This is a genomic window from Melittangium boletus DSM 14713 (genome assembly GCF_002305855.1).
Lineage (GTDB): Bacteria > Myxococcota > Myxococcia > Myxococcales > Myxococcaceae > Cystobacter > Cystobacter boletus.
In genome coordinates, this window is record NZ_CP022163.1 from 3,294,555 (window position 1) to 3,321,071 (window position 26,517).

Consider the following 26,517-nt stretch of genomic DNA (forward strand, 5'->3'; position numbering starts at 1 on the left):
GAGATGAACTCTAGGCTAAGTTGAAGTTTCGCAACTGGTGCCGCTCACGATGGGGTCTTCCGCGCTACGTGACCCATCAGCCGACCGAGCCAGGGAAGCCGCCCGCGAACTGTCCTGCCCCCATCCCCTGCCATTTGAATAGTTGGAGACCGGCGGCTTTCCTCTGTGCTGCGGGGGCCGGCAACCGTGTCAGCATCGCGGCTGCCGAAGCTCGGACGCTTGGGGAGGACGCGGGCCGGCGCGGGACGCGCCAGCGCTGCCGCACGCACCAGCAACTCGGGCCGATGGGCGACACCAGCGGAGAGGCAGCCACGGCGCGAACGTGGGGCCGTGGGGGGCTCCAGGAGCGCCACAGCTCATGCCTCGGGGCTTTGGGGCCACCTGGACGCGAGAAACGGCACTGTGGGCCTCTGGCGGGCTCCAGGAGCGCCGCAGCCGATGCCCCGGGACTCCTGGGGGCTTCGGGACACGAGAGACGGCCCGGCGGGCCTGTGGAGGGCTCCAGGGCAGGGGGGAACAGCAACCGACGCGCGGAGCCGTGGGAAGGCACCTGGACGCGAGCAACGGGATGGGGGGCGGTGGAGCGCGCCGGGGTGTGCCTGCTTGCTCATAGCCGACGCGGCGGCATCCAGCCGGTTACGGGGGCGGTTTCGGCAAGATTTCGGGGGGGACGGACGGCGAAACCAACGGGGCCCGCGAGATTTTTTGGAAATTTTCTGAGCGTGTACGACCGCCGAGCAAGGTTCCAAGTGACGGCGCTCCGGAAATCCGAACCGGGGGGGAGTGTCTCCAGGCAGCCCCCCGCTAGAGCGAGCGATTAAACGCCGTGCTCCGCTTGCCGGGGGGCGTCCTTCCAGGCGCGGCACCCGAAGGGAACCGCTAGCACTGGCACGCGGTCAAGCCGTCAAGACCTGAATCTATAAACCCCATACGAAAAAGGTCGTGTAGTATAGGAGAATATATATACATATATGAGGTAGAAGGCTATGGAGGTTTAGGAAACCAGCTCAAAGTCGCATGACGTGAGCCACTTTTCCCCGGCGAGGCTGCCTGCCGTTCAAGGCACCAAGCCCCCAGACCCGGCAAGGTGTCACGCTGTCAAGCCGTCAAGCCTTGAATCTATAAACTCCTATAGAAAAAGCTGATGTAGGAGTAGGAGATGAGGGTATATGAACACACGCGAGGTATACGGCTATAGGATTGTTGGAACAGCCAATTGACGCTTGACGGTTGACACCCGCCGCTCCGCTGCCGCTGCTGGCCTGGGCCACGTCAAGAATCCGCACCCATTTAGGCGTTGTGGAACAGCCCATCTTGTCGCCAGCCCCGAGCCTGCCCACGCTCACCGACGCGGGCATCAACGCGCCCGAATTCCTGACCGTGGACGAAGCCGCAGCTTTGCTGCGCGTGAACCGTAAGACGCTCTACGAGTCGATCCGGCGCGGCGGGGTGCCGGGAGTTCTCCACGTCGGTCGGTCCATCCGCATCCGCCGCAGTGTTCTGCTAGGCTGGTCGCCGGGTAACAGCAGTCCTGCGCTCGGAGAGAAGCGATGAGCGTCAGACTGCGGAAGTGGAAGAAGAAGGAGGGCAAGGTGCAAGAGGCGTGGTGGGTTGACGTGAAGTACCAGCACCCGAGCGGGAGGGTGGAGCGAGTCCGCAAGGCATCGCCTATCAACACCCGTCGCGGCGCTGAGGAGTACGAGCGTCAAATCCGCCATGCACTCCTGACGGGTTCCTTCGGAAAGGAGAAGCAAAACGAGCCGGGCCGAGTTCCCACTCTCGGGGACTTCGTTCCGCGTTTCATCACGTACAGCGAAAACAATAACAAGCACTCCAGTGTCGTCGCCAAACGGCAAATCCTTGACGACCACTTGCTCCCCGATTTCGGGAACATGGCTCTGGACTCAATCGGTCCTGCGGAGATCGAGGATTTCAAAGCAGCCATGCGCAAGAAACCGTCACGCGCCCGCGCCCGGAAGGAAGCCCCCACGCGGGCAGCTCTCCGCAAGCGCAAGGGCTCCGGGGTGAAGCTCCTGAGCCTCAAGTCCATCAACAACGCGCTCGCCGTGCTGCACAAGCTGCTCTCACTGGCACAGGAACAGGGCGTCATCGCTCACGTGCCGCGCGTGAAGCTCTTCAAGACGGAGAAGCCCGCCTTCGACTTCCTCACCTTCGATGAGGCCGAGCGCCTGATCAACGCCGCCGAGCCGGAGTGGCGAACGTTGATCCTGTTGGCGCTCAAGACGGGGCTGCGGCATGGGGAGCTGATCGGGCTCCAGTGGGCCGACGTGGACTTGCAGCGCGGCAAGCTCAAGGTCCGGCGTACCATCTGGCAGGGTGTGACGGGTCTGCCGAAGGGTGGACGGGAGAGAACGGTGGACCTGCCGGGCTCGGCTGTGGACGCGCTCAAGGGACACCGCCACCTGCGCGGCCCTTACGTGTTCTGCCAGGAGGACGGCAAGCCGCTCACCGCTGGCATGACCGAACATCGCCTGGAGCGGGCACTGAGCCGAGCGGGCATCACGCGCGAGCAGGGGTGCATCACATGGCACGACCTGCGGCACACCTACGGCAGCCACCTCGCCATGAGGGGCGTTCCGCTCAAGGTCATCCAGGAGCTGATGGGCCACGCGACCATCGAGATGACCATGCGCTACGCCCACCTCGCGCCGGAGACCCGGGAGAGCGCGGTGCAGCAGCTCGACCGGCCTGTGCCCCAACTCCACGCCGCACCGGCCAGAGACGCCGGAGGGGCACACTGAGGGCACATGAGGAACAGGGGACAAAGGAAAAGCCCAGCAACCCCTTGAGATTGCTGGGCCTTCCAGGTTGTCCCCGACGGGATTCGAACCCGTGGGCGAGGACGTTCGCTTGCTCCGCGAAGGCACGCGCTAATTGGAGAACACGCGGCTACTTCGTCTTGGCGCGCGTGGAGATACGTTTGGCGCGCACCGTGCGCTTGGGAGCGGTGGCGCGGCCCTTCGTCTTGGAGGTCCGGCGCGGAGCACGCGCCTTGGCGGGCTTCCGGGTGCGGCGCTTCGCGGGCGCCGACTTCGCCTTGGCGCGGGCCTTCTGGGTCACGCGCGCGGGAGAGCGGGTGTTGGCGCGGCGGCGTTTCGGGGCCACCTCCTCGGACGCGCTCTCGAGGTCGACGGTCTGCTTGTCCGGCATGTCCCTGGTCCTTTCGTGGGGCGGGGGAAACGAAACTGGACCTCACCGGGAAGGGAGACAAGAGAGGGGGGCGCCCCGCGTGTCTCGGGTGGAACAGGCCCTCCCCTCCGGAGCGTCCTCCCACCTCCCCTGGGAACCAATCGGCTGTTGGCCCGGGACCATCCGAGCGGGAGCAACCCAGGTGAAACCCCGCGCGAGTTGGGTTATTCGGAGGGACATGGCGGCCCGCAAGAACACCCCCCAACCCAGCCTCAGCGACTATCAAGAGCGGTTGCGCGCCGTGGGACTGCGCAGCACCGCGGCCCGGGTGGCGGTCCTGCGCGAGTTGGAGGCGGCGAAGGTGCCGCTGAGCCACGCGGACCTGGTGGAGGCCATGCAGGACGCGGGCTACGACCGCGTCACCCTGTACCGCAACCTGACGGATCTGACCGAGGCGGGCCTCGTCATCCGCGCGGACCTGGGCGACCACGTCTGGCGCTTCGAGCTCAAGGACGACCAGTCGGCCGAGCACGGGCCCCACCCCCACTTCACCTGCACGGACTGCGGCAGCGTGGCGTGCCTGCCCGTCGAGTCCGTCCACTTGAAGCCCGCCAAGGGCACCCCCAAGGCCCTGGCGGCGCAATCCGTGGACATCCAGCTGCGCGGCCGCTGCGATCGCTGCGGCCAGTAGCGCCGCGAAGCGTCACTCTTCCAGGGCGGGCTCACTCACTCCAGAGGAGCGCCAGATCCAGTTCGACGGCGTCGAACGGCTCGGCGCGGACCCGTCCCTCGCCCGTGAAGCGCTCGACGCGGAGCCAATCGCCCTCCGCGAACCGGAAGAGGTCGAGCGTCCGGGCAATGGGATCCACATGCCACACGTGCCCCACGCCCTCTCGGGCGTAGATGCGCATCTTCGGTCCCTGATCCACGTGCCGCGTGCCCTTCGAGAGGATCTCGCACGCCCAGTCCGGAGCGAGCGCGTAGTGCGCCGGAGCGTCCGGCCCTCCGACGGCGCGAGGCAGGCGCTCGCGTCTCCACCCGGCCAGCTCCGGTACGACCTTGTCCGGACGGGGACCGAGGTGCAACTCCGGCGCATCAAGCAGGACCCAGCCCCCGGGCCCGTCCTGGCCGAACTTGAAGGGCCTCACGAGGAGGGCTCCAAGGTTGGCGTGGACATTCGCGTGGGGCCGCGCCGGACGGGGACTGAGGTGCAGCTCTCCCTCGAGGATTTCCGCCACCATCTCCGCGGGGGCGGACTGAAAGGCCGCTTCGACGGACGGGGCATTGCGCAGAGTCATGACCGAGGATCTTCTCATGACCCTCCCGTCGTGCAACGCGAAGGCCAGGGTCCGCGGGGAACCCGGTCGGGCTGGGAGCGTGTACTGGAAAGACGCGGCCGTTGCGTCCATCCTGCGCGCATGTCGAGTCCGTCACCGTTTCGCAGTGATGCCGCTCGGAGCAGATACCTGGCGGCCTACGAGGAGTGGAGCACGCGCTGGCCGGTCCCCTCCGACACGCGCTTCGTGCCCACGTCGTACGGCTCGACGTTCGTCCGCGGCTCGGGCCCGGCGGACGCGCCTCCCCTCGTGCTGCTACCGGGCGCCGGGGCCACCTCGCTCATGTGGGCACCCAACATCGCCGCGCTCGCCGTCCACCACCGCGTCTGGGCGGTCGACAGCATCGCCGACTACGGCCTCAGCGAGTCCTCGCGTCCGGTGCGCACGGCCCAGGACTTCGTGACCTGGCTGGACGAGCTCACCACGGCGTTGTCACCCACGGAGCGCTTCGGGCTCGTGGGCCTCTCCTATGGCGCGTGGATCTCCGCGCAGTACGCGCTGGCGCGGCCCGAACGGCTCTCCGCCCTGGCGCTCATCGCTCCCGCCGGCACGGTGATGCCGCTGGGCCTGGGCTTCATCCTGCGGGCGGTGTCGTGCGCCCTGCCCTCGCCCTTCTTCACGCGCCGCTTCATGACGTGGCTCGCCCATGATCTGGCCACGAAGGACGCCCAGAGCCGGGCCCAGCTCGAACGGCGCATCGAGGAAGGCCATCTCGCGATGCGCAGCTTCAAGTCACGCCGGCTGGTCGAGCCCTCGCTCCTGAGTGACGAGCAACTTCGGGCCCTGCCCTCGCCCACGCTCTTCATGGTGGGGGAGAACGAACGCATCTTCCCGGCGTCCGCCGCCATCGAGCGCCTGCGCCGCGTGGCGCCCGGCATCGACATCGAGCTCGTCGCCGGAGCGGGGCACGACGTCACCTTCGTCCAGGCCGAGCACACCACCGCCCGCCTCCTGCGCCTGTTCAGCGCGCACACACCGCCCGGAAGCTGACGCTCGGGGGTTTCAGAACTTCTCACCGCGCGCGCTCATCTCCGCGAGCACCCGCTCGATGCCCCGCTTGTTGATGATGCGGATGCCGTGGGCGCTCACGCGCAGCCGCACGAAGCGGTTGAGGCTCGGCACCCAGTAGCGGTGCGTCTGGATGTTGGGCAATGAGCGCGTCTTCGTCTTGTTGTTGGCGTGGCTGACGTTGTTGCCCACCAACGGCCGCTTCCCGGTGACCTGACAGACCTTGGACATGGGTGTGACTTCTACCCGGGCTCCCGCATTCATGCAACCCAGTTGCACATGAATACGGATGGCACTTGATTTATTTGTAACCAAGTTGCATTTGCGGGGAATGCGAACGAAGACCCGCGGCACCGACACCCGCCTGCCCGTCACCGTCCTCTCCGGCTTCCTGGGGGCGGGGAAGACGACGCTGCTCAACCACGTGCTGGGCAACCGCGAGGGACGGCGCGTGGCGGTCATCGTCAACGACATGAGCGAGGTGAACATCGACGCGCGCCTGGTGAAGGGCGGGGGCTCGGCGCTGTCGCGGGTGGACGAGAAGCTGGTGGAGATGCAGAACGGGTGCATCTGCTGCACGCTGCGCGAGGACCTGCTCGTGGAGGTGTCGCGGCTCGCGAAGCAGGGCCGGTTCGACTACCTGCTCATCGAGTCCACGGGCATCTCCGAGCCCCTGCCCGTGGCCGAGACGTTCACCTTCGAGGAGGAGAGCGGCCAGAGCCTGTCCGAGGTGGCGCGCCTGGACACGATGGTGACGGTGGTGGACGCCAGGAACTTCCTCGCGGACTGGCGGAGCGAGGAGGACCTGCGCGCGCGAAAGCTGGGCCTGGGGGACGAGGACGAGCGCACGGTGGCGGATCTGCTCGTGGAGCAGGTGGAGTTCGCCAACGTGCTGGTCATCTCCAAGGTGGACCTCGTCACTCCGGGGGAGCTGGTGCGCCTGGAGTCGATGCTGCGCCACCTCAATCCGGACGCGCGCATCCACCACACCCTCAAGGGCCAATTGCCGCTGGAGGCCCTCCTCGACACCCACTTGTTCGACATGGAGAAGGCGGCCCTGGCCCCCGGCTGGCTCCAGCGGCTTCGAGGGGAGTCCGTGTCCGAGAGCGAGACGTATGGCGTGAGCAGCTTCGTCTACCGCGCCCGGCGCCCCTTCCACCCGGGGCGCTTCTGGGAGCTGCTCTACAAGGATGGCGCGGCCTGGGAGAGCGTGCTGCGCTCCAAGGGCTTCTTCTGGCTCGCCTCGCGCATGGACGAGACCGGGCTGTGGTCCCACGCGGGCAGCTCCGCCACCTGCGAGTACGCCGGCCCCTGGTACGCGTCCCTGCCCCGCTCCGCCTGGGAGGAAGACGCGGAGACCCGGGCCCACGTGGAGCTCGAGTGGCAAGAGCCCTTCGGGGATCGCCGCCAGGAGCTGGTCTTCATCGGCGCGGGTCTCGACGAGGCGTCGCTGCGCCGCAAGCTGGATGCCGCGCTCCTCACGGACAAGGAACTGGCGCGTGGGCCCAGGGCCTGGCGCCGCCTGCGCGATCCCTTCCCCGCCTGGGTCGACGTGCAAGACCCGGCCGAGGCCGAAGCCTGAATCCGTCCGCTTTCCACCTGAACTCCGAGCCTGCCATGAGCCCGTTCCGATATGTCCTCTTCCTCTGCTGCGGGGTGCTCACCGCCTGCGGCGGTCCCACCGAGCCCGAACCCATCGAGCCGCCCACAGAACAACAGGGGGATCCCTGCGCGCCGAACGGGCACATCCACCGGGAGCCCACGGGCGACTGGTGCCACTGTGATCGCGGCTATCTGGCATCTGCCTCCGGGCTCGCGTGCGAGCAGGACCCCGACTACGTACCTCGCGAGGGTTTCGACTTCGGGGACAACGGCGAGCACGCGTGCTGGCACGTCACCCACGGCCCCTACGCCACGGTGACGGCGTCCGAGGATCGCCCGCCGCGCGTGGACGCCTTCCACACGCACTACACCGTGACGCTGCGCCCCGAGGGCGGCCAGTACGTGGGCACCTTCCAGTTCAAGGCCTACGCCACGGGAGACTTCATCGCCTACCTGAGCGACGCCTCCGTTCCCCTCACCGTGCACGAGGTGGGCAAGGGCGTGGTGTCTCCCGCCGACACGGCCCCCATTCCCCCCGCCATCCGCGACGGCGTCTGCACGGGCGGGCTCGTCCACATGGTCGGCTACGAGCTGACGGACAAGGTCCCCTACACCGTCACCCTCGGCCCCACGTCCATGAGCCAGCTCGCGCTCGTCATCGAGCACCAGTAAGCCGCGCCCTTTCCTGTTCCACCCACACCGAGGTCCACACATGAAGCGCCACGCCGGAATCACGCTGCTCGCCCTGTCTCTCGCCGCCTGCGGTCCCATCACCGAGGAGGAACTGGACGCCACGCGGCGCACACAGCCCCTCGAGAGCACCTGCACCGCGCTCGGCGCGCAGATCACCGAGCACGCCTGCTACCACTCCAACCGTCCCGCGGATCACGTGAGCAAGACCGCCACGAGCGGCCTCACCGCCACCACGCCCCACATCAACACCTCGCACAAGCACTACGACGTGACGCTGCCCTCGGGGGCCACCGGGACGGTGCAATTCCAGCCAGCCACCACGGGCTCCTGGGCCCTCTACCTGACGCAGAACATCTCCGTCACCGTCAAGAACGGCGCCACCGTCATCGCCCCCGCGCTCTCCCACGCCGTCTCGGAGAGCGGCTGCGCGCTGAACACCGTGAAGGTGTACGACCTGGACAGCACCCTCACGTACCAGGTGGAGCTCGGCGCCGCCGCGGGCAACCTGGTGGGCGTCGTCCCCGAGGAACTGGCCGGCAACGCCATCCGCTACTACCGCGACGCGGACGGGGACACGTACGGCGACAACGACCTCTCCAAGTCCATCCGCACCGCCTGCGTGAAGCCCGACGGCTACGTCACCCGCCGGTACGACTGCGACGACACCAACCCCAGCATCTACAACTGCCTCTGAGCCCCGCCGATTGAAACGGGCCTCCGGGCCCCCGAGCCGGAGCGGCCTTCCCTCCTCGGGGCCGCTTCGGCTCGCGTCTTTTCCCCTCCGAGGTCCTTCTTCCAATGCGCCTGACCCACCGTTCGCTCCTGCTCTCCGCCTGCCTGCTCATGCTCCCCGCCTGTGGTGGAGAGCCGACTCCAGAACCCACCCCCGCGCCGATTCCGGACCCCGCGCGTCCCTTCGTCACCTCGGCCAGCGTGTCCGAAGGCGCTCGGGACGTGTACCCCGTGGAGTTGTTCCACGACGAAACCGCCAGCACGCCCGGCATCTACCTGCGCAAGCAGCTCTCGGTGACCTTCAACACCGCCATGAAGGCCTCCGCCGCCCAGGTGACGCTGAGCAACCGCACCGACACGAACGTACCGCCACGCGCGCTCGTGGGGACGTGGTCCGCCGATGGACGCACGCTGCTCGTCACCGTGACCGAGCCCGAGGACGGCGGCCCTCCCCTGGAGGAGGAATCCACGTACGCGTTGGAGCTCACCGCGCTGCGGGGCGCCGAGGCGGACGCACCGCTCGACCCCGCCGTGTTCCTCGGAGATGGCGCGCTGGACTTCACCACCTCCGCGCGCGACGGCGACCTGGAGCACGCCTGCGCCCACACGCTCGCCAATGAGCCGGTGGACGTCCAGGCCTCGGCCCACATGCCCGTGCAAGGCTTCCCGCCTCCCACGGACCGGAGCCACGCGCGCTACCGGGTGACGTTGCCGGACGCGCCCCAGGGCTACACGGAACTCGTGTCCAAGCCCTCCGGAGACGAGGACATCCTGCTGTACCTCGACCGGAACATCCTCGTGGGCGTCCATGACGAGGCAGCGGCCCGGGACATCCCCGTGGAGACGAAGGCCGCGCTCCCCGTCTGCGCCGGCATCACCCACGTGGCGCGCTTCTCCATCCAGGGAGGCGACCGCGTCTACTTCCCGCGCTTCACTTCCACCCCAGGCTCCACGTTCGAGTTCATCCTCGAGCGGCACTCGCGGTAGGCCGCGCCGCCGCCCTACTCCCAGGCGGCGGAGAACGACGTGTGCCGCCGCAGGTTGACGAACAGCGCGCGGTACACCTGGCTGTCGGGGGGGACCTGTCCTCCTTCCTCCCCCAGCCGATCGAACAGCGCGCCCTCGAACCAGCGGTGGGGATGGAGTTCCACGACGAAGAGCCCGTCGTCCTCCAACTCCACCTCCACGGGCACGAACTCCACCCGCTGCATCTCCACCGGCGCGGGGAAGTCCACGGTGGCCTTGAAGGGCACGCGGTGGCCCTCGCGCACGGCCGTGCCCTCCAGCCACACCGAGTGCCCCTCGAGCGACCGCGCCTCCGTGCCCAGCGCTCGCGACGGCGGCTGGAGCAGGAGCGAGAAGGAACGCGCCCGTCCGGCGATCCCCGGCGAGTGACCGAGCACCCGCGCGGCGCCGCCGCTCTCCAGCAGATCGAACACCACCTCCCGATCCCACTCTCCCAGCACCCGGCCTCCCGAGAAGAAGGACTCGTGCGCGTGCGCAGTGGGCAGCAGCACCGCGCCCACGCGACGCATCCACCGGCCCAGAGCGCTCGACTGGAGCGGCGAGGCATTCTCGAAGAGGTAGATGGGACCGAGCACCATGCGCGCCCGCGTGAGCTCCACGCGCCAGCCCGTGTCGGTGGTGAACAGGCCCCACTCCTCCTCGCCAGGAGCGCGCACGGTGCGCAGGCCCATGCGGAAGATGATGCTCCGGCCGCCCGTGCCGGAGTCGCCACACGAGGCGCCCGCGCCAAGCAAGGCGGCTCCTCCGAGCAGGAAGGAGACGGCACGACGGGAGGGGCGCGAGGGAGACGTCATGGAGGCTCTTCCTGGATTAAATCGAGGTGGAGGGTCAGCGTGGTGAGGAAGGTGCGAGGCGCACCCGCGGAGAAGTGGCGCGCGGCGAGCAGCGAGGCGGGAGCATCCGGGCCACGAAAATTGGAGACGTAATTGAACTCGGCCTCGCGCCAGCGCGCGTCGAGCAGGTTCTCAACCGACATCCCCCATTCCCAATCCCGCCATCGCGCACGTGCCGCCACGTCGAAGAGGAAGACGGGCTCGCTCGAACGGTTGAGTGGCAGGGGCTTGGGGCCGATGGCGCTGTGCCCCAGCGCGAGCGTCCACCCCACGGGCTGTGCGAAGGGAGTGAGGGTGCCTCGCACGGAGGCATCCAATCGCCCGAGGAGGTTGGGGATGTAGGGCAGCACGTCCCCCTCCCACAGCCGCCACGGCGAGGCCCCCGGCCGAGGCGACGTGGCCCGCGCCCAGGCGGCGCTCGCCTGGAGGTCCACGAAGTCGCGCAGGGTGAAGCGCGCGGTGACGAAGGCGCCCAGGCGCTGAGAGGGGCCCACGGGCTGATTGCGGCCCGCCGTCTCATCGAAGACGAGATCCCGTGACACACGGGTGGTGAACACGGCGCCACGCGCCTCCCACTCGGGGCCCGAGCTCTCGTCACTTCCCCGCCGCCAGCCCAGGCCCGTCTCCGCCGACGCCACGCGGGCATAGGGAGCGAACTCCGCGTCGGACAGCGCCGCCGCGTCGCTCGAGCGCGCGCCCAGCCCCGCGCTGGTGAGCCAGGTGAGCGCGGGCGTCAGCCGCACCTCGGCGCTGGCACGGGGACTCGCGAAGAAGCCATACGCCTCCACGGACTCCTCGGGCAGGCGGGCGCCCTGCCGATCCGTCGTGGGCCGGTTGCGGTCCTCCACGCCAAAGAGGAAGGTGTCCAGGCGCAGGCCGCCCCGCAGGGTGAGCCAGGACAACGGCAGGGCGCGCAGCGAGGCGTAGGCGCCCAGGTTCGTCGTGCGCACCTGGTTGTCGAAGAGCGTGCGGTAGGGCGCGCCACCGTTCGCGCGCAGGCGCCGGGAGCGGGTGTGCACGTCGTCGAAGCGCGCCACGTAGCCCAGTTCCAGCGGCATCGGCTGCGCGCCCAGTCTCAAGCCTGGCGTGTAGCGCCCGCGCAAGCCCACGGTGGAGCCCTCATAGGATTGCTCGGTGCCGTCGCCCCGCTGGGACTCGCCCACGGGCGGCTCGTCGTTGAGGAAGCCGGTGAAGTTCTCCCGGATGCGCGACTGCCGCATCATCGCGAAGGCCTGCTGCACGAAGCGCCCGCCCCCCTGGAGCCGGGTCTGGAGTTCCGCCGAGGCGAGGTGCCGCTGTCCCGCGCCCCCCTGGTTCGGGTCATACAGGCAGAAGAACTGCGAGTCCGCGTCGGCCGCGCACGGCAGGCGCCCATCCACCACATCCGTCTCGCGCACCACGCCCGCCGAGCCGAAGCGCCCCGCGTAGCTCGTGCCCAGCAAGCGCAGCCGCGTGTCCTCGCTCACCCGCAGCTCCACCTGGGCCATGATGCCCGCGTTGGCGTAGGCCCGGTTGGGACCGAAACCGGGCCCCTGGCGCAGCAGCAGGCCCACGAAGGTGGATTCACTCGACTCCGGAGGTCCCCACACGAGTGACAACCGGCGCGCGGCATAGCTGCCCATTCCCGCGCTCGCGGTGAGGCCACGCCGCTCCAGGCCGAGCTGGTACTCCACCGTGCCCGCCACGCCGAAGTCGCCCTGGGCCGGGTCATAGGGCCCCTCGGTGACGCGCAGCGAGCGCACCAGCTCCGGGATGATGAAGTACGTGTCCGCGTAGCCGTGGCCGTGCGCGTGCGACACCTCGTTGAGCGGCACGCCGTTGAGGCGCAGCTCCACGTCCTTGCCCTCGCCCGCATCGAAGCCCCGGATGAAGATGCTCTCCGCGTGGCCCTCGCCGCCGTGGTTGGCCAGCATGACGCCCGGCGCCAGCAACATCAGATCCGAGGCCGAGTGGCGCGGCACGTCCGCGAGCTGGCCCACCGGAATCTGGAAGTCACTCACCGCCGCCGGAGGCGGAGCGGCGGCTCGGCCACGCACGGTGGTGGCGAACGCGGCGGGCACGGGCGGCGCCTCGGGAGGCGGCGACTCCTCGAGGGGAGGCGGTGTCCCGGCCACGGCGGGCGGCTCGGGCGGCTCGAAAGTAACGGGCACATCCGCCTGCACCTCCACCGCCACGTCCCCCCTGCGGGCGGGCTGGAAGCGCCAGCGCAGCGCCGTCTCCATGGCCCCACGGTCGAACGGCGGACCCGCCGATTCGCGCACGTCCACCCGGGACACCTCGCCCGCCTCGTCGATGGTCAAACGCAAGAGCACCGTGACGGGGCCCGCGGGCACGGCCACCTCCGCGGGCCATACCGGCGCCGCCGCCTCCAACACGGTGGGTGGGGTCACGGCCGGCTCGGCCACCGCCCCCAAGAGGCACAACAGCAACGGGGAGATCCACATGGGTGACTCGCGAAATACACCCCCTCGCCTTGACTCGCAACACAGTTGCATCTACCTCACGACTGCATGAACAATCGACAGCGGAGGATGGCGTGCGCGGGGCTCGGAGTCTGGGTGCTCGCGACCGGAGCGTGCGCGCCCGTGGCCGAGGGAGACGTCCGGGTGACGCTCAGCGGAGGGGATGGCACCCAACGCGGCTACCCGAGCCACCTCTTCCAGGACGGCTGGAGCGTGCAGTTCGACAAGTACCTGGTCTCGCTCGGGCACTTCACGCTCACCTCGGAGAGCGGAGAGCGGCGCACCGTGGACGAGCAGGTGCTGGTGGATGTGCAGAAGGGAGACATTCCCCTGCCGGGCCTGAGAGGACTGCCAGCGGGGCGCTGGAGCGTGGGCTTCCAGGTGGCACCGCCCGGTGAGGGGACGACCCTGCCGGATGGCCACGTGTCCGCCGAGGACGCGGCGATGATGCGCGAGCGGGGCTACAGCTATTGGGTGGAGGGCGTGGCGGTGAAGGCCCACGTGGGCGTCTACACCTTCCGCATGGGCTTTCCGGTGAAGGCCCACATGGTGGACTGCATCAATGGGGTGGACGGAACCCAGGGCATCGTGGTGCCGGAGAATTCCGTGGCCCAGACCGAGATCACCATCCACGCCGAGCACATGTTCTATGATCGGTTGGGCACCCATCGCGGCGTGCAACTGCGCTTCGATGCCTTCGCCGCCACCGCCGACGCCCAGGGCGTCATCACCCCCGATGGGCTCTCCGCGCAGAACCTGTTGGACCTGCGGGGGCTGGATGGCGGCGAACTCAAGGACGCGGAGGGCAAACCCGTGATCTACGAACCGGGCGCCCACACCGTGCGCACGCTCCAGGAGTTCGTCACCCAGAGCATCGTGGATCAAGCGCACCTCAACGGCGGTGGCGTCTGCGGAGTCTCCCAGGCCGGATGATCAGCCCCGGTACCGCTCGGCCACGCGGTAGAGCTGGGAGAGGGAATAGTCCAGCAGCGCCTGTCGCGAGCCCATGTAGCGGCGGGCCCGGACAAACGGCAACCAGACGCGGTCGCCCACGCGCACCTGGGCCTCCTCGAACTTCTGGCGCGGAATCCACTGGCCCCCCAGGTGGCGCACCAGCACCTCGCCCAGATACGCGCCGATGGCGGGCACCGCGCGCTCCTCGATGGCTTCCCGCGAACGGCTCGTCGGGAACTCCTCGCGCCAGAAGTAGAAGTCAACGTCCGTGAGCGATTCGGGCGTCGCCTTGAAGACGGAGGGCACCTGCATGTGCAGCAGGGCCACGAGGTGCTCGGCGAGGTCGTCGTAGTGCTCGCGAACCTCTGCCGGATCCACCACATCCGAGGGGAGCGCGTCGGCGGCGGGGCGCCACTCCTCGGGCTCGGGAGGTTGCCAGGCGTTGAATGCGGCAATTCGGCGTTGGCGCTCGTGACTGGCGACGCGGTCCACCACCCGGGAGAGGAGCGGCGCCACGTCCGGGTGGAAGCGGGGTTCCACGGGCGCCAGTTTGGCGCTGCGCTCGCGAAGGATGCGCAGCACGGTGTCGAAGTCCAGGTCCGGCCGCAGATGGACATGGGCACGAGCCTGGACCAGACGAGACTCCTCACTGGCGAAGTCCGCGGCGGTGGGCCTCGTCACCAGGAGGACACAACCATTGGGCAACTCCTCCACCCGCCAGGCCGGCGTGGACAGCATGCGCTCACGTCCGACGGTTTCCACCAGCTTCGGGCCAAAGACATTGAGCCAGTACACCTCGTAAATCTTGTCGAATCCGTCCCTGTACCAAGTCTTCTTATCGCGGCCAAAGCTCGGGAAGTCCGTCAACTCCGTGTCATCCGCGCTGTGTGCCACGGCATGGGTGACCGGATAGCAAGAGGCCCACGCACGTACCATCTCCACGATTTGAAGACAGCGCTCCTCCTCCGTGAAGAGGGAGAAAGGCCTCACCTTGACCGTGATGTCCAGTTGAGGAATTCGGGGGGAAGCCAGAGCAAGAGTGACATGTCCAGCGCGGGCCACTTCGTGCGATAGAGCCCGAGGCTTGCGTACACATCGTCGCGCCCCTCTTCGAGAGCTTTCCAGACGGCGGCACGGGTGTATTTGCGTCGCCGCTTGCCTTCGACGACGTCCGGCATCCATCCATTAGCGTACTTTTCGAGCACCTGAAGAAAAGGAGCCAACTCGTCCTCAAGAGCAGCCTGCGGATTGAAGGCTCCGTCGAAGGTGAGACGGAGATAGTCTTCGTCTCTCACACCGTAAAACTCCAGCAACTTCATTGGAACAGCACCTCCACTCCCGGAACCGCGCGCTCGGCTTTCAGCGCGGCTGTATACAAGTCGGCTACGTCCTTGGGCATGAGTTGACCGCCCTCATAGATGAGGCGAACCCGCTGGGATGGGCACCTCGCCACCCTCGCGAAGAAGGGATGAGAGGCCCCTATCGGTAGCACGACGGACGAGTTTCCGTCAGGCACCGTCCAGAGGAGACGCGGGCCTCACTCGGACCAGAGAAGCGCCATGTCCAACTCGATGGCATCGAACGGCTCGACGCGAACCCGCCCCTCGCCCGTGAAGCGCTCGACACGGAGCCAGTCCCCTTGCGCGAGCCGGAAGAGGTCCAGCGTCCGGGCAATCGGATCCACATGCCACAGGTGCCCTACTCCCTCGCGCGCGTAGATGCGCATCTTCGGCCCCTGGTCCAGCCGCCGCGTGCTCTGGGAGAGGATTTCGCAGGCCCAGTCCGGAGCGAGCGCGTAATGCGCCGGAGCGTCCGCGCCTCCAACGGCCTGGGGCAGGCGCTCCCTCCTCCATCCCGCCAGGTCCGGCACGACCTTGTCCGGTCTCGGGCCCAGGTGGAGTTCTGGCTCGGCGAGGAGCACCCATCCCCCCGGCCCGTCCTCGCCGAACTTGAAGGGTCTCCCCAGGAGGATGCTCAGGTTGGCATAGACATTCGCGTGGGGGCGCGCCGGGCGGGGACTGAGGTGAAGTTCTCCTTCGAGGATTTCCGCCACCATCACCTCGGGCGCCGCCTGGAAGGCCGCCTCGACGGACGGAGCGTTGCGCTCGGTGGACCTGGTTTCGGGAGGACGGCGGACGGTCATGGCGGAGGATCTTCCCATGGCCCGCGCCTCGTGCAACGCGAAGGCCATGACGTGTCTCATCGTATACAACACCCCGACATCCGAGGTTCTGTCATCCAGGGCACGTCTTCTCCAACCCAGGCGCCAACGTGGCGGACTGGGAGCGCCCGTCCCCTCGCCCGCCCTCCAGTCCGCCCTGACATGTAGGACCCCGAGGTTGGCGGAGCCCCCGTGAATCCCCACTGTTTCCCGGCAGGCGTACCAACCCAAACAGGGAGGGATTCCCCATGAAGAAGCTTCTCACTGCCCTTGTCGTCACGCTGAGCACCGCCGCCCTGGCCGAGCAGCCGGCCACGCAAAGCCAGGCCCAGCAGGAGCAGCAACGCAATGAGGGCCGCCGCGTCACCACGGGCGTGGACGCCACGGAAGTGGCCCCCGCCATCAAGGACACGGCCAAGGACGTGGGCGAGAAGGTGACCGGTGCGGCCAAGGACACCCAGCAAGCCGCCGAACGGACAGCCGACAAGGCCGCCGACAAGGCCGGCATCGCACAGGCCAAGGAAGGCACCTTCAAGCTGGACAAGGCCTTCAGTGCCCGAGGCACCCTGAAGAACACCGGGGGTGGCGGCGTGACGCTCGTGCGCCCGGGGCTGCCCGACGCGAACCTGGACGTGCGTCCGGAAACCATCGTGAAGCTGGATGGCAAGAAGGTGGAGTCGACCGCCATCCCCGAGGGCTCGCAGGTGCGCGCCCGCTTCCAGCTCGAGGGCGAGGAGATCGTCGCCGTGGAGCTCAACGCCACCAGCCCCAAGAAGTAACCGCGTTTCCATCCACTTCGATTCAGGAGGATCCTCCATGAAGAAGCTTCTCACCGCGCTCGTCGTCACCCTCGGCACCGTGGCCATGGCCGAGCAGCCTCCGGCCCAGCAGGACCGCCCCTCCACGGGCGTGGACGCCACCCAGGTGGGACCCGCCATCGGGGACACCGTCAAGGACGCGAAGGACTCCCTCACCCAGAACGGCAAGACCTACAGCGCCAGTGGCACCCTCAAGAGCGCGGACAGCGACAGCCTGGTCCTCTCGCGTCCGAACCGGAAGGACTCGAGCTTCGAGGTGCGGCCGGACACGATCGTGATGCTGGATGACAAGAAGGTGGAGGCGGGCGCCCTCCCCGAGGGCTCGCAGGTGCGCGCCCGCTTCCAGCGCGACGGGCAGAAGCTCATCGCCGTGGAGATCGACGCCACCAGCCCCAGCAAGTAGCGCCTGGGAGCTCGGAGGTTCCAGCCGGGCCCACTTCCCCTCGGGGAGGTGGGCCCGGTCGCTTTCCAGCCCCACGCGGGGCACGTGGGCGGCCCAGGGAGTGAACTGATTTTCCCCACCTGGGGCCTTGCATCGGGCCCGGACGCGCACGGTCCGACTCATCCCGCCGGGCATGGTGATTGCTCTCTGGGACAAGACCGTCACGAGACGGAACCGATAGAGGCGAGGACGAGCATGCGCGGATGGTGGGGAGCGTGGGCAGTGAGCGCGGTGGTGGCATGCGGTTGTGGAAGTCCAGACGACAAGACGAACTCCCGGGGGACGGACAAGCCCGTGGTGTCCACGGATCCCTCGACCGACCAACAGCCGCCCATTCCGGAGGTACCAGGCGCGGAGACACCACTCCCTGACCTCCCGACGATTCCTCCTCCCAAGGACACGGACCCGCCGCCCCCGGACACCGAGCCCAGCCCTCCCGAGGTAACGGTGGGCCCGTGGCCCGACGAGCCCGTGGTGAACTACTCGAGCCGCTACGGGCTCGGCGGCCGCATCCAGGGCGTGGCCGTGGATGACGGCTACAACATCTGGATGCTCGATGGCGACCGCATCGGCGTGCTGCGCCCCGGCGACAGCGCGCCCCGGTGGGCGAGCGGCGTGGGCCAGGCGGCCCAGGGCTTCGGTCCGGACCGGCTCGCCCTGGGCTCCAGCGTCATCTGCGGCGGCAGCGCGGGCCGCGCCTACGTGGGCTACCTCGCCGCGGAGCTGGATGAGGCCTTCATCTACAGCCCCGACGGCCGCTCCTTCCCCAGATACGACGATCCGGATCCCGCCCGCTTCGACACCGTGCGCTACCAGGAATACATGAAGGGCGACCTGGACGCGGTGAAGCTCACGGCCGATGGCCAGGTGGTGCTCGAGGAACACCTGGGCCGCTCGGCGCGCAGCAATGGGCCGCAGAACGTGGGCATCCGCAACACGAACGATCACCACTTCGACGAGGACCGCTCCGTCTTCTCCTGCACCAAGGTGATGCGCGGCCTCCACCGGGGTGACGTGTACATCGGCACCAACCACGGCGTGACGCGCATCCGGGGGCTCGTCTACAACAGCCACCGCCACCCGGTGTGGTTCAAGCCCAAGCCTCCACCGAGCACCGGCGAGACCCAGATGGCGGGCTACACGTACGGGCTCGGCATCGCGCAGAACGGCGACGTGCTCATCGGCAATGACTGGCAGCTCGGCGTGGTGACGCCCTCCAAGGCCCTGGCGGACTGGGATCGGGTGGATCCCAACCTCAACCAGGACCAGCTCAACTCCTACCTGCCCGAGCTCAACAGCCAGGAGGACAAGGACTTCTGGCGCGGCGTGCAGCAGACGACGGACGGGAAGTACTACGCGGCCAGCAAGGACTTCGGCCTGTGGAACTTCGACATCCTGCGCCCCTCCACCGCGCGTGGCACGAAGGTGCCGGGCGTGCCCACCGACAGGCTCACGTCGATCGCCGCCACGGATGATGGCTCGCTCTTCATCGGGACCGTCGGCTTCGGCCTGTGGCGGCTGGATGCCCAGAAGCAGCTCACCCACGTGGAGGGCGTGGATGGCGTCCGGGTCACCCAGCTCGTGTATGACCCCACCGTGAAGCCCGCCATGCTCTACGTGCTCACCGACGCCGGCCTCACCGTGCTGCGCGGCTACTAGCCCCGGGCCGCCCCCCGCCCCCCGGAGCTCGCCTCCGGGGGGACCCCCCGCCGCCAGGTGTCCAGGGGACGACACCGGGCGTAGGGGCGGGGGAATTTCGCGAAGCGCCTCGGGTTTCTTCTCTGGCCCGCCGGCATCGGCAGGTCACCGGACAGGCGAGCGTCGCGCTGCCCCGTCGCGGAGACCTGCGGGTGTCCTCTACACTTCGCACCGTTCCCCCGACGGAAGGACATGCATGGCCCCGAGACTCGCCCGCCGCCGCTCCGCTCCCTCGACCGCCCAGGCGGTCTCCGGTTCCGCCGCCATGCAGCGGAACACCATGCGGCGCAATGAGCTGAGGGCCGTGGGTCCGGATCCGCTGCGGCCCGAGGCCCGGCTGCGCTGGCGGGATCACTTCACCCTGTCGGAGAACGTGCTGCACGTGCCGGGCATGCACCGCGAGCATGAGGGACTGGTCATCGCGCACCTGTCCGACATCCACGTGGGGATGGCCACCTCCGCGGTGCGCATCCGCCGCGCGGTGGCCGAGGTCAACGAGCGCAACCCCGACCTCATCTTCCTCACCGGCGACTACGTCACCCACAGCCCCAAGCCCCTGCCGCGCGTCATCGAGCTCTTGGCGGGCTTCAACCGCCCGGTGTTCGCGGTGATGGGCAACCATGACCACTGGGTGGACGTGCACTACCTGCGCTCGGGCTTCGAGCGGCTGGGCTACACGGTGTTGCAGAACGAGCACCGGGTGTTGGACGTGCGCGGCGCGCCCCTGACGGTGCTGGGCATCGACGATGGGCGGACGCACCGCGACGACGTGGAGGCCACCTTCCGGGGCGCCCCCGAGTCCGGCACGCGGCTGGTGCTCACCCACTCGCCGCCCACGGTGGACAAGCTGCCCCCCAACGCCAACCTGGTGCAGTTCTCCGGACACACGCACGGGGGCCAGTTCGTGGTGCGAGGCCTCACCGAGGCCATCTTCCGCCGCGCCGGCCAGCCCTACATCCAGGGCCACTACCATGTGCGCGGCAACCAGCTGTACGTGAACATGGGGCTCGGCTTCGGCTTCGGCGGCATGTACCTGCGCCGCGGCACCTACCCCGAGGTGGCCTTCTTCACCCTGCGCCACGCCGACTCGGCCCACGCGTCCTGAGTGACGGGCGTCAGCCGCGCCGCTCGTCGCGGGCGGCGAGGATGTGCCGGTAGGGCACCACGCGAATCAGCTCATCCAGCGTGGTCAGCCCCGCGGCGATCTTCTCCAGTGCGTCGTCGACCATCGTCTTGAAGCCGCGCTCCCGCGCGTGCTCGCGGATCCGCGCGTTGTGGGCCCCCGCGACAATGAGGTCCTGCAGGCCTGGATCCACCAGGAGCAGTTCGAAGATGCCCACCCGGCCGCGATAGCCCGTGTGGTGGCAATGGGCACACCCCCGACCCTTCCGAGGCCGCATCCCCGCCAGCAAGACACCGAAGAGCGCCTTCTGCTCGTCGGAGGGCGAGTCCTCCTCGGAGCACTTCTCGCAGACGCGGCGGGCGAGCCGCTGCGCCAGGATGGCCAGGAGCGCATCCGCGATGTCCGTGTCGTCCAGTTCCAGGCCCCTCAAGCGCCCGATGGCCCCCACCGCATCCGCGGTGTGGAGGGTGCCCAGGACGAGGTGGCCGGTACGGGCCGCGTTGAGGGCGGTGCTGCCCGTCTCCAGGTCGCGGATTTCTCCCACCAGCAACACGTTCGGATCCTGGCGGAGCAGGGCGCGCAGCAGCGTGGCATAGGACATCTGCTCGCTGACCTGCTTCTGATTGACCTTGGGGACGAAGTACTCGATCGGATCCTCGGCGGTGATGATCTTCCGCCGGCCGTCATTGAGCTGGGACAGGGCCGAGTACAGAGAGGTCGTCTTGCCGCTGCCCGTGGGGCCCGTCACGAGCACGAGCCCTTCGGGGTTGGCGAGCAGTTGCAGGAAGACGCGCTGCATCTCCTCGGTCATCCCGAGCTTGCCCACCGGAACGAGCCCGGCGTCCGCGTCGAGGATGCGGATGACGACGTCCTCGCCCGTGGGGCTCGGCACCACGCTCACGCGGTAATCGATGACCTTGCGATCCTCCTGGCCGTGCTCGATGACGGCGCGGATGCGGCCATCCTGGGGCGCGCGGCGCTCGGTGATGTCCAGCTCCGCGAGGATCTTGATCCGGCTGACCACCTCCTGGACCGTCTCTGGATCCATGTCCGTGTAGATCTGGTGGAGGATGCCGTCGATCCGCAGGCGGACATCCACATCCCCCGGGTAGCTCTCGATGTGGATGTCCGAGGCCTTCTTGTCCACCGCCAGGGCGAGGATGTGGTTGACGAGTTCCACGGCGGACGGCTGGGATTTGGAGAGCGGGCTGGGGCGGATGACGAGCTTCGCCAGCACGCGGGGCCCTTCCCCGAAGCCGGTTTGCAGGGCGGATTCGACCTCGTACCGGTTGAGCCTCACCGGTTGGATGGGCCGCTCCAGCAGATCTCCAATCTGCTGGAGGACGTGCACGGCGTCCGGCCGCACCATGCCCACCGTCACCGGCGCGTCCGGGTGCTCCGGATCGACCTTGCCCAGCACCACCACGAGGTGACGGCGGCAGAAGGGCTCCGGGAGGAGCCGCTGGGATTTGCGATCGAGCTGAAACTGGGAGAGTTCGGAGAAGCCTTCTGGGCCATTCGGCATGGGGCTTCTTACCCGATGGTGAACTCGCGGGAGTAGCCTGCCCCGAGGCGGCTCGCCCCGACCCAGCCAGACTTCCAGTCTCCACGTCCGCAGCCACGCAAATTCCGTCAACGGGCTTGAGGCGTGACGTCGGAGTGTTCCTCGAAGAATCGCCTCACGAGGGTCATTGCGTTCATGAGCGCATCGACAGGGCCGACACCCATCACGCACTTGATGCCAGGCAGGTACCCCTCGATGAAGAGCGGGCAGTACCACGCACGGTCTTCTTCTCCAGGCAGAGGCCGAGGACGTCCGACCAGGATTTTCGACATCCTCGTGCTTCCATCACTGGCCGTATAAGACCAGTGGTCCTCGGCGATGGGCTCATCGATCGTCGTCAGATGGGGGCGCCAATCCTGGGGACTCATGTGTGAACCTCGGAGGAGGAAGACCCACTCGGTGGAATCGCGTCCCGAGAACACTTGGGCGGGGGCTTCCTACCTGATGGTGAACTCGCGTGAGGAGCCTATCCAGGGACGGCTGCCGGATGGAGTCTCGCCCAACATGTGTCCTTCCCGCGGGTCTCCATGACCGTTCAGGTCTATACATGGGCCCGACATCCGGAGTAGGAGAACGGACTGTCGGGAGGAATGAACATGAGCAAGACGCCGGAGTGGAAGGGCGGCCGGATCGGCCCTTATGAGATTGGGAAGCGCTTTCAGGGTATCGCCGAGGACGAAGGTCGGCTCTACGAAGCGCGTCACATCGAGACGGGAGAGCCCGCGCTCGCGGTGATGCCGGGAACGGGTGACCACTGGCGCACGCGCACGCAGTGGGCGGTGATGACCACGAACTTCGTCCATCCGGACGTGCTCATGGTGCACCCCAAGCGCCAGCCGGGGCAGAAGGTTCCCTCGCTTCACGAACTGGCCCTGGGCTACATCCGCGTCGCGGATGCCCTGACGCACTTGGACGGGAGGGAAGACGGGGGGAACCTCTTCTCGCGCGAGCCTCGGCCTTCCCGGCCACGCGCTCCCGTGATGCGCTGGGGACTCGCGGGCGTGGCGGTGGCCCTGTCCGTGGGGCTGGTGCTCCTGCTCTGGCCTCGGACTCCCGAGCGAGTGGAGACGAATGACGCGTCCAAGGAGACCCCGGTCTTCGCGAATAGACAGCAGCGTGCCCTGGACGCCATCGCCTACCCAATGCCGGAGAAGCCATTCAAGGAACAACAGAAGCCTCCGTGTATTGAAGGCGGGGAAACGGAAATCCGGGGGGGCTGCTGGATCCAACACAAACGGGATGCACCCTGCCCCAAGGGCACGGCCGAACATGAAGGCAAGTGCTACGTGCCCGTGAAGAAGCCAGACCCCCTGCCGAGCTCCGTGAAGCCCTGAGTTCCCCTGGGAACAACCGCATCACATGGTGCAGTGTCCCGAGCAGGTCTTGGTGCTTTCCACAGAACCTCCTTGTCCATACCTTCAGGTTCACACTCCCTGGAGGTTGATATGAAATCCCGCTCACTCACCTTGGCAATCATTGGCGCGCTCTCCCTGCCCCTGCTGGCGATCGCCCATGCGAACGGACGCTCCGGCACGGTCACGCCCATCTTCTCCCAACCCATCCCCAACATTCCTGGCAAGTCGGTGAAGGCCCTCGTGGTGGAGTACCCGCCCGGTGGTTCATCGCCCGCCCATCGGCACGCTCCGTCGGCCTTCATCTACGCCCATGTCCTGTCAGGTGAAATCCGCAGCCAGGTCAACGATGGTCCGGCGCGCGTCTATCGCGCCGGAGAGGGCTTCTACGAGACGCCCGGCTCTCATCACGGCGTCAGCGAAAACGCCAGCGCGACCAAGCCCGCCAAGCTCCTGGCCGTCTTCGTCGTCGACACCGATGACAAGGAACTGACGACTCCCGACAAGGAATAGGGCGACGGGCGGGCCCACCGGCGTCTGTCCCATGGACACGGCTCCTGTACCATCCGGTGCGTGCCCCCACCGCTTCGGCTCAAGGTCGATCGCTCGGCCAGGACCTCCCTGGCCGACCAGATTCACGCAGGCATCCGCGACGCCATCCACGATGGACGGTTGGTAGGCGGCGCGCGCTTGCCCTCCTGGAGCGACCTGGCCACCCAGCTCGGCGTCGCCCGAGGCACCGTGCGCGCGGCCTATGAGCGGCTCGCCGATGAGCAGCTGATCCTCGGCCAGGGTGCCGCCGGCACCTATGTCGCCCAGGGGCTCGCCGCGCTGCCTCGGAGGGAACGGCCGGCCAAGACCTCGCCGCTGCCCGGGATGCTCCCCGATTTCGATTTCGAGCGGCCGCCCTTGCCCTTCCAGATGGGCGTGCCCGCCCAGGACGCCTTTCCCTTCACCATGTGGGCTCGAGTCATGGCGAAGGCGGCCCGAGCATCGGCCTCGGCGCCAGTGAGCTATCCCGACCCGCGCGGCCGCCTCGAGCTGCGCCGAGAAATCGCCGCCTATCTGACCATCGTCCGTGGCATGCGCTGCGATCCCTCCCAGGTGTTCGTGACGGCTGGCTTCTCCGGCGCCCTGGGGCTCACGCTGCAAGTCTTGCGACCGAGCGGCGCGGTCTGGATGGAGGAGCCCGGCTTTCCCATCACGCGCAGGGCGCTGGAGCTCACTGGCCTGACGGTGGTCCCGGTCCCCGTCGACGAGGAGGGCATGATCGTCGCCGAGGGCATACGCCGCGCGCCGCACGCCCATCTGGCGGTCGTCACGCCGGGGCAACAGGCCCCGCTCGGAATGACCCTGTCCCTGGCACGCCGTCTGGCCCTGCTGGACTGGGCGCGAGCGGCCGATGCGTGGCTCATCGAGGACGACTACCTCGGCGAGTTGCAGCTCGAAGGCCGCGCCGCCCCCGCCCTGGCGTCGTTGGACCCCGAGGGCCGGGTGCTGCACATCGGCACCTTCAGCAAGACCCTCAGCCCGGCGTTGCGGCTCGGCTTCCTGGTCGTGCCCCCCTCCCTCGTCGCGCGTTTCGGAGAGGCGGCCGCCTGCCTGGCACCAGCGCCCACCGCCCCACAGCAGGCGGTGACGGCGTTCCTGGCCGACGGGCACCATTTGCGGCATCTGCGGCGCATGAAGCGGCTCTACCGCTCGCGGCGAGACGCCCTGGTGGCGAGACTGCGCGCCACGATGGGCGACGCGATCGGTATCCCCTACTCGACCGGCGGCCTCGCGGTGCGGCTCGGCCTGCCGGAGGACGTCGACGATCGGGCCGTGGCGGCGGATGCCCTGGCCCAGGGCATGGCTCCCGTGCCGCTATCCATGTGGTACGCCGAGCCGCCACGCCGTTCAGGCCTGCTGCTGGGCGTCACCAATCTGGTCGAACGTCGCCTTGCCTCGGACTGCGACCGATTGCTCGACCTGCTCCGGCGCGCCCGGCGCCCCCCCGCCTCCGGCGGGCCGAGGTCGCTCATCAGTCCGCGCTGAACGAGGTGCCCGTGCCCGTGCCCGTCAGCGCGACCGTGCTGATGGGGTTGAGCGGATCCGTGGTCGTAAGGGTCAAGGCGCTCGCGAACGCACCCGCGGCCACCGGGTTGAAGGTGACCTGGAACTGCACGCTGGAGCCCGGTGCCAGGAAGAAGGGGAGCATGGGGAGCGTCGTCGAAGCGAAGACAGGGTAGGCGTTTCCATCGAGTGCCACCGAGGTAAGGATCCGGGGGCTGGTGCCCTCGTTGGTCACGGTCAGCAGCCGGGTGCTGGTGGTTCCCTTGCGCTGGGCACCGAAGTCGAGCGCGGACGGTGCCCAGACCAGGGCGGTGTCCGTGCCAGTGCCGCCACTTCCCTGGCCCTTGAGGTCGATGATGAACGGAGGGGCGCCTTCATCGGTGTTGAAGAAGAGGGTGCCGGTGACCGGACCTGCCTGGGTGGGGTGGTACTTCACGAGGATCTCCATGATCTGGCCGGGAGCCAGGACGAACTCCGAGGGAGGCAAGGAGAGCGAGAAGTCGGACGAGCCCGTGAGAAAAGTGGAGGAGATGGTGGCATCGCCCGAACCGACGTTCTGCAAACGCACGGTCTGGGCGACCGAGGTGCCCACGAGCGCGGTGCCAAAATCCAGGCTCAAGGTAGACGCGACGAGGACGGGCTTCACCCCCCGGCCGCTCACCGCGATGGGGATAGTGGAGTAGGCGGGATCATCGGTCGTGACCAAGAGCTGCGCCCTGAACGCCATCTCGGCCGTGGGCACGAAGCGCACTTTCAATGAGATGCTCTGGAAGGGAGCGAGCACGAACGGTGATGGCGGTGGAGACAGGAGCACGAAGGGAGGGCCCTGGATGGACAGGGAGGTGAGCAGGAGGGGTGCCGTTCCCTTGTTGGAGAGGGTTACGATGGACTCCTTGCTGCTGCCCACGCGCACGTCGCCGAATTCGAGGATGGGCGACGGTTCCACGACGAGCTGCGGCGCCACGCCCGCCCCCTGGAGTGACACGGCGACGGTGGGGTTGGCGGGGTCGTTGCTCGTGATCGTCAGGGTCTGCGCCACCTGGCCCCGCGAGCTGGGCTGGAAGCGCAATTCGAGCGTTAGGGTCGACTGCGGTTGCAGAGTGAAGGGAAGCGCCGGCATGAAGTCCAGAGCGAACGCGGTTCCCCCGGAGAGCTGAATCGACTCGATCCTGGTGGGCGTTGAGCCCTTGTTGGCCAGCACAAGGGCCTGCACTGATAGAGTACCCACCCGCACCTGCCCGAAGTCGATGGTCGGGGCCGTGTCGATGGCGTGTTGTCCCTCGGGGAGGGAGAAGGAAATCCGCGGAGCAGGTGCAGCGGACGTCTCCTCGGCGGGCTCCTTGGGAGCGAGGGTGGACTCCTCGGGCCCACACGCCGCCAGCAACGCCAAGCACATCACGGCCACGACACTTCGTATCTTCATGGTCTGCTCCAGATCGGTTCGAAGACGGACGATATTAAGCTGGACTTACGCTTTTTAAGCGTCTGGAACATCGGGTGAGCAGCG

General features: G+C 68.1%; 24 protein-coding genes and 1 pseudogene. 16 read left to right on the plus strand and 9 right to left on the minus strand.

The window, feature by feature from the left end:
* The first annotated feature begins 1,314 nt into the window (after positions 1 to 1,314).
* Positions 1,315 to 1,554 carry a helix-turn-helix domain-containing protein gene (locus MEBOL_RS13755; RefSeq protein WP_245919727.1) on the plus strand — a complete coding sequence of 80 codons (240 nt, stop codon included), beginning with the start codon at positions 1,315 to 1,317 and terminating at the stop codon, positions 1,552 to 1,554.
* On the plus strand, positions 1,551 to 2,762 hold the full coding sequence (locus MEBOL_RS13760) for a tyrosine-type recombinase/integrase (protein ID WP_095977856.1): 1,212 nt from the start codon (positions 1,551 to 1,553) through the stop codon (positions 2,760 to 2,762). Before MEBOL_RS13755 ends, MEBOL_RS13760 begins: the two co-directional genes overlap by 4 nt.
* A 148-nt stretch (positions 2,763 to 2,910) precedes the next feature.
* Here MEBOL_RS13760 and MEBOL_RS13765 read toward each other — a convergent pair whose 3' ends face one another.
* On the minus strand, positions 2,911 to 3,171 hold the full coding sequence (locus MEBOL_RS13765) for a hypothetical protein (RefSeq protein ID WP_095977857.1): 261 nt from the start codon (positions 3,169 to 3,171) through the stop codon (positions 2,911 to 2,913).
* A gap of 217 nt (positions 3,172 to 3,388) precedes the next feature.
* Between MEBOL_RS13765 and MEBOL_RS13770 the strand changes: the two genes are divergently transcribed.
* Positions 3,389 to 3,841, plus strand: coding sequence for a Fur family transcriptional regulator (locus MEBOL_RS13770; protein WP_095977858.1), 453 nt, complete (start codon positions 3,389 to 3,391; stop codon positions 3,839 to 3,841).
* A 31-nt stretch (positions 3,842 to 3,872) separates the two neighbouring features.
* On the opposite strand, the gene MEBOL_RS13775 is transcribed toward MEBOL_RS13770, so the two are convergent.
* A complete protein-coding gene (locus MEBOL_RS13775; RefSeq protein WP_245919729.1) occupies positions 3,873 to 4,448 on the minus strand; it encodes a Uma2 family endonuclease in 576 nt (191 codons plus the stop codon).
* A 120-nt stretch (positions 4,449 to 4,568) separates the two neighbouring features.
* On the opposite strand from MEBOL_RS13775, the gene MEBOL_RS13780 reads away from it, so the two are divergent.
* Entirely contained in the window at positions 4,569 to 5,477 is a 909-nt protein-coding gene (locus tag MEBOL_RS13780; RefSeq protein WP_095977860.1) for an alpha/beta fold hydrolase, read from the plus strand.
* Between the two features lie 12 nt (positions 5,478 to 5,489).
* On the opposite strand, the gene rpmB is transcribed toward MEBOL_RS13780, so the two are convergent.
* The gene (rpmB, locus tag MEBOL_RS13785; RefSeq protein WP_095977861.1) at positions 5,490 to 5,726 is read right to left on the minus strand and encodes a 50S ribosomal protein L28; all 237 of its coding nucleotides are present in this window, start codon (positions 5,724 to 5,726) and stop codon (positions 5,490 to 5,492) included.
* Positions 5,727 to 5,826: 100 nt separating this feature from the next.
* Between rpmB and zigA the strand changes: the two genes are divergently transcribed.
* The 4 genes from zigA (at position 5,827) to MEBOL_RS13805 (ending at position 9,509) form a co-directional block, all read left to right on the plus strand.
* Positions 5,827 to 7,077: a zinc metallochaperone GTPase ZigA gene (zigA, locus tag MEBOL_RS13790; protein WP_095977862.1), complete on the plus strand. Its 1,251-nt coding sequence runs from the start codon at positions 5,827 to 5,829 to the stop codon at positions 7,075 to 7,077.
* A gap of 35 nt (positions 7,078 to 7,112) precedes the next feature.
* Positions 7,113 to 7,769, plus strand: coding sequence for a hypothetical protein (locus MEBOL_RS13795; protein ID WP_095977863.1), 657 nt, complete (start codon positions 7,113 to 7,115; stop codon positions 7,767 to 7,769).
* 40 nt (positions 7,770 to 7,809) lie between these two features.
* Positions 7,810 to 8,484, plus strand: a complete 675-nt coding sequence (locus MEBOL_RS13800) for a hypothetical protein (protein WP_095977864.1) — start codon at positions 7,810 to 7,812, stop codon at positions 8,482 to 8,484.
* A 104-nt stretch (positions 8,485 to 8,588) separates the two neighbouring features.
* Positions 8,589 to 9,509 carry a hypothetical protein gene (locus tag MEBOL_RS13805; protein WP_095977865.1) on the plus strand — a complete coding sequence of 307 codons (921 nt, stop codon included), beginning with the start codon at positions 8,589 to 8,591 and terminating at the stop codon, positions 9,507 to 9,509.
* Positions 9,510 to 9,523: 14 nt separating this feature from the next.
* Here the strand turns inward: MEBOL_RS13805 and MEBOL_RS13810 are convergent, their stop codons facing one another.
* Together MEBOL_RS13810 and MEBOL_RS13815 are read right to left on the minus strand one after the other, a co-directional pair.
* Entirely contained in the window at positions 9,524 to 10,342 is an 819-nt protein-coding gene (locus tag MEBOL_RS13810) for a hypothetical protein (protein ID WP_095977866.1), read from the minus strand.
* Positions 10,339 to 12,825, minus strand: coding sequence for a TonB family protein (locus MEBOL_RS13815; RefSeq protein WP_095977867.1), 2,487 nt, complete (start codon positions 12,823 to 12,825; stop codon positions 10,339 to 10,341). Before MEBOL_RS13815 ends, MEBOL_RS13810 begins: the two co-directional genes overlap by 4 nt.
* 66 nt (positions 12,826 to 12,891) lie before the next feature.
* Here MEBOL_RS13815 and MEBOL_RS13820 point away from each other — a divergent pair, with 66 nt between their 5' ends.
* A complete protein-coding gene (locus MEBOL_RS13820; RefSeq protein WP_095977868.1) occupies positions 12,892 to 13,776 on the plus strand; it encodes a hypothetical protein in 885 nt (294 codons plus the stop codon).
* Here MEBOL_RS13820 and MEBOL_RS13825 read toward each other — a convergent pair.
* Both MEBOL_RS13825 and MEBOL_RS13830 read right to left on the minus strand, forming a co-directional pair.
* Positions 13,777 to 15,116, minus strand: a pseudogene (locus MEBOL_RS13825) (hypothetical protein).
* Positions 15,117 to 15,334: 218 nt separating this feature from the next.
* Positions 15,335 to 15,988: a Uma2 family endonuclease gene (locus MEBOL_RS13830; protein ID WP_095977869.1), complete on the minus strand. Its 654-nt coding sequence runs from the start codon at positions 15,986 to 15,988 to the stop codon at positions 15,335 to 15,337.
* Positions 15,989 to 16,206: 218 nt separating this feature from the next.
* Between MEBOL_RS13830 and MEBOL_RS13835 the strand changes: the two genes are divergently transcribed.
* From MEBOL_RS13835 to MEBOL_RS13850, 4 genes are all read left to right on the plus strand, one after another.
* A complete protein-coding gene (locus MEBOL_RS13835) occupies positions 16,207 to 16,737 on the plus strand; it encodes a hypothetical protein (RefSeq protein ID WP_095977870.1) in 531 nt (176 codons plus the stop codon).
* A gap of 37 nt (positions 16,738 to 16,774) precedes the next feature.
* On the plus strand, positions 16,775 to 17,179 hold the full coding sequence (locus tag MEBOL_RS13840; RefSeq protein WP_095977871.1) for a hypothetical protein: 405 nt from the start codon (positions 16,775 to 16,777) through the stop codon (positions 17,177 to 17,179).
* Positions 17,180 to 17,413: 234 nt separating this feature from the next.
* Positions 17,414 to 18,877: a hypothetical protein gene (locus MEBOL_RS13845; protein ID WP_245919731.1), complete on the plus strand. Its 1,464-nt coding sequence runs from the start codon at positions 17,414 to 17,416 to the stop codon at positions 18,875 to 18,877.
* A gap of 235 nt (positions 18,878 to 19,112) precedes the next feature.
* Positions 19,113 to 20,021 (plus strand): metallophosphoesterase, encoded by a 909-nt coding sequence (locus tag MEBOL_RS13850; RefSeq protein WP_095977872.1) that lies wholly within the window; start codon positions 19,113 to 19,115, stop codon positions 20,019 to 20,021.
* A 10-nt stretch (positions 20,022 to 20,031) separates the two neighbouring features.
* On the opposite strand, the gene MEBOL_RS13855 is transcribed toward MEBOL_RS13850, so the two are convergent.
* Positions 20,032 to 21,564, minus strand: a complete 1,533-nt coding sequence (locus MEBOL_RS13855; protein ID WP_095977873.1) for a GspE/PulE family protein — start codon at positions 21,562 to 21,564, stop codon at positions 20,032 to 20,034.
* Positions 21,565 to 22,199: 635 nt separating this feature from the next.
* On the opposite strand from MEBOL_RS13855, the gene MEBOL_RS13865 reads away from it, so the two are divergent.
* The 3 genes from MEBOL_RS13865 (at position 22,200) to pdxR (ending at position 24,992) form a co-directional block, all read left to right on the plus strand.
* Entirely contained in the window at positions 22,200 to 22,937 is a 738-nt protein-coding gene (locus tag MEBOL_RS13865; protein ID WP_095982772.1) for a hypothetical protein, read from the plus strand.
* A 111-nt stretch (positions 22,938 to 23,048) separates the two neighbouring features.
* Entirely contained in the window at positions 23,049 to 23,468 is a 420-nt protein-coding gene (locus tag MEBOL_RS13870) for a cupin domain-containing protein (RefSeq protein WP_095977875.1), read from the plus strand.
* A 60-nt stretch (positions 23,469 to 23,528) separates the two neighbouring features.
* Positions 23,529 to 24,992, plus strand: a complete 1,464-nt coding sequence (gene pdxR / locus MEBOL_RS13875) for a MocR-like pyridoxine biosynthesis transcription factor PdxR (RefSeq protein WP_095977876.1) — start codon at positions 23,529 to 23,531, stop codon at positions 24,990 to 24,992.
* On the opposite strand, the gene MEBOL_RS13880 is transcribed toward pdxR, so the two are convergent.
* Positions 24,979 to 26,433 (minus strand): choice-of-anchor D domain-containing protein, encoded by a 1,455-nt coding sequence (locus tag MEBOL_RS13880; protein ID WP_095977877.1) that lies wholly within the window; start codon positions 26,431 to 26,433, stop codon positions 24,979 to 24,981. The two genes, pdxR and MEBOL_RS13880, sit on opposite strands and share 14 nt — an antisense overlap.
* Positions 26,434 to 26,517: the final 84 nt, after the last annotated feature.

Excerpts from the sequence above, each read along its gene's own strand:
- MEBOL_RS13760 (WP_095977856.1), top strand. The coding sequence starts at position 1,551 with ATGAGCGTCAGACTGCGGAAGTGGAAGAAGAAGGAGGGCAAGGTGCAA.
- MEBOL_RS13765 (WP_095977857.1), bottom strand. The coding sequence starts at position 3,171 with ATGCCGGACAAGCAGACCGTCGACCTCGAGAGCGCGTCCGAGGAGGTG.
- MEBOL_RS13770 (WP_095977858.1), top strand. The coding sequence starts at position 3,389 with ATGGCGGCCCGCAAGAACACCCCCCAACCCAGCCTCAGCGACTATCAA.
- MEBOL_RS13775 (WP_245919729.1), bottom strand. The coding sequence starts at position 4,448 with ATGACTCTGCGCAATGCCCCGTCCGTCGAAGCGGCCTTTCAGTCCGCC.
- MEBOL_RS13780 (WP_095977860.1), top strand. The coding sequence starts at position 4,569 with ATGTCGAGTCCGTCACCGTTTCGCAGTGATGCCGCTCGGAGCAGATAC.
- rpmB (WP_095977861.1), bottom strand. The coding sequence starts at position 5,726 with ATGTCCAAGGTCTGTCAGGTCACCGGGAAGCGGCCGTTGGTGGGCAAC.
- zigA (WP_095977862.1), top strand. The coding sequence starts at position 5,827 with ATGCGAACGAAGACCCGCGGCACCGACACCCGCCTGCCCGTCACCGTC.
- MEBOL_RS13795 (WP_095977863.1), top strand. The coding sequence starts at position 7,113 with ATGAGCCCGTTCCGATATGTCCTCTTCCTCTGCTGCGGGGTGCTCACC.
- MEBOL_RS13800 (WP_095977864.1), top strand. The coding sequence starts at position 7,810 with ATGAAGCGCCACGCCGGAATCACGCTGCTCGCCCTGTCTCTCGCCGCC.
- MEBOL_RS13805 (WP_095977865.1), top strand. The coding sequence starts at position 8,589 with ATGCGCCTGACCCACCGTTCGCTCCTGCTCTCCGCCTGCCTGCTCATG.
- MEBOL_RS13810 (WP_095977866.1), bottom strand. The coding sequence starts at position 10,342 with ATGACGTCTCCCTCGCGCCCCTCCCGTCGTGCCGTCTCCTTCCTGCTC.
- MEBOL_RS13815 (WP_095977867.1), bottom strand. The coding sequence starts at position 12,825 with ATGTGGATCTCCCCGTTGCTGTTGTGCCTCTTGGGGGCGGTGGCCGAG.
- MEBOL_RS13820 (WP_095977868.1), top strand. The coding sequence starts at position 12,892 with ATGAACAATCGACAGCGGAGGATGGCGTGCGCGGGGCTCGGAGTCTGG.
- MEBOL_RS13830 (WP_095977869.1), bottom strand. The coding sequence starts at position 15,988 with ATGGCCTTCGCGTTGCACGAGGCGCGGGCCATGGGAAGATCCTCCGCC.
- MEBOL_RS13835 (WP_095977870.1), top strand. The coding sequence starts at position 16,207 with ATGAAGAAGCTTCTCACTGCCCTTGTCGTCACGCTGAGCACCGCCGCC.
- MEBOL_RS13840 (WP_095977871.1), top strand. The coding sequence starts at position 16,775 with ATGAAGAAGCTTCTCACCGCGCTCGTCGTCACCCTCGGCACCGTGGCC.
- MEBOL_RS13845 (WP_245919731.1), top strand. The coding sequence starts at position 17,414 with ATGCGCGGATGGTGGGGAGCGTGGGCAGTGAGCGCGGTGGTGGCATGC.
- MEBOL_RS13850 (WP_095977872.1), top strand. The coding sequence starts at position 19,113 with ATGGCCCCGAGACTCGCCCGCCGCCGCTCCGCTCCCTCGACCGCCCAG.
- MEBOL_RS13855 (WP_095977873.1), bottom strand. The coding sequence starts at position 21,564 with ATGCCGAATGGCCCAGAAGGCTTCTCCGAACTCTCCCAGTTTCAGCTC.
- MEBOL_RS13865 (WP_095982772.1), top strand. The coding sequence starts at position 22,200 with ATGAGCAAGACGCCGGAGTGGAAGGGCGGCCGGATCGGCCCTTATGAG.
- MEBOL_RS13870 (WP_095977875.1), top strand. The coding sequence starts at position 23,049 with ATGAAATCCCGCTCACTCACCTTGGCAATCATTGGCGCGCTCTCCCTG.
- MEBOL_RS13880 (WP_095977877.1), bottom strand. The coding sequence starts at position 26,433 with ATGAAGATACGAAGTGTCGTGGCCGTGATGTGCTTGGCGTTGCTGGCG.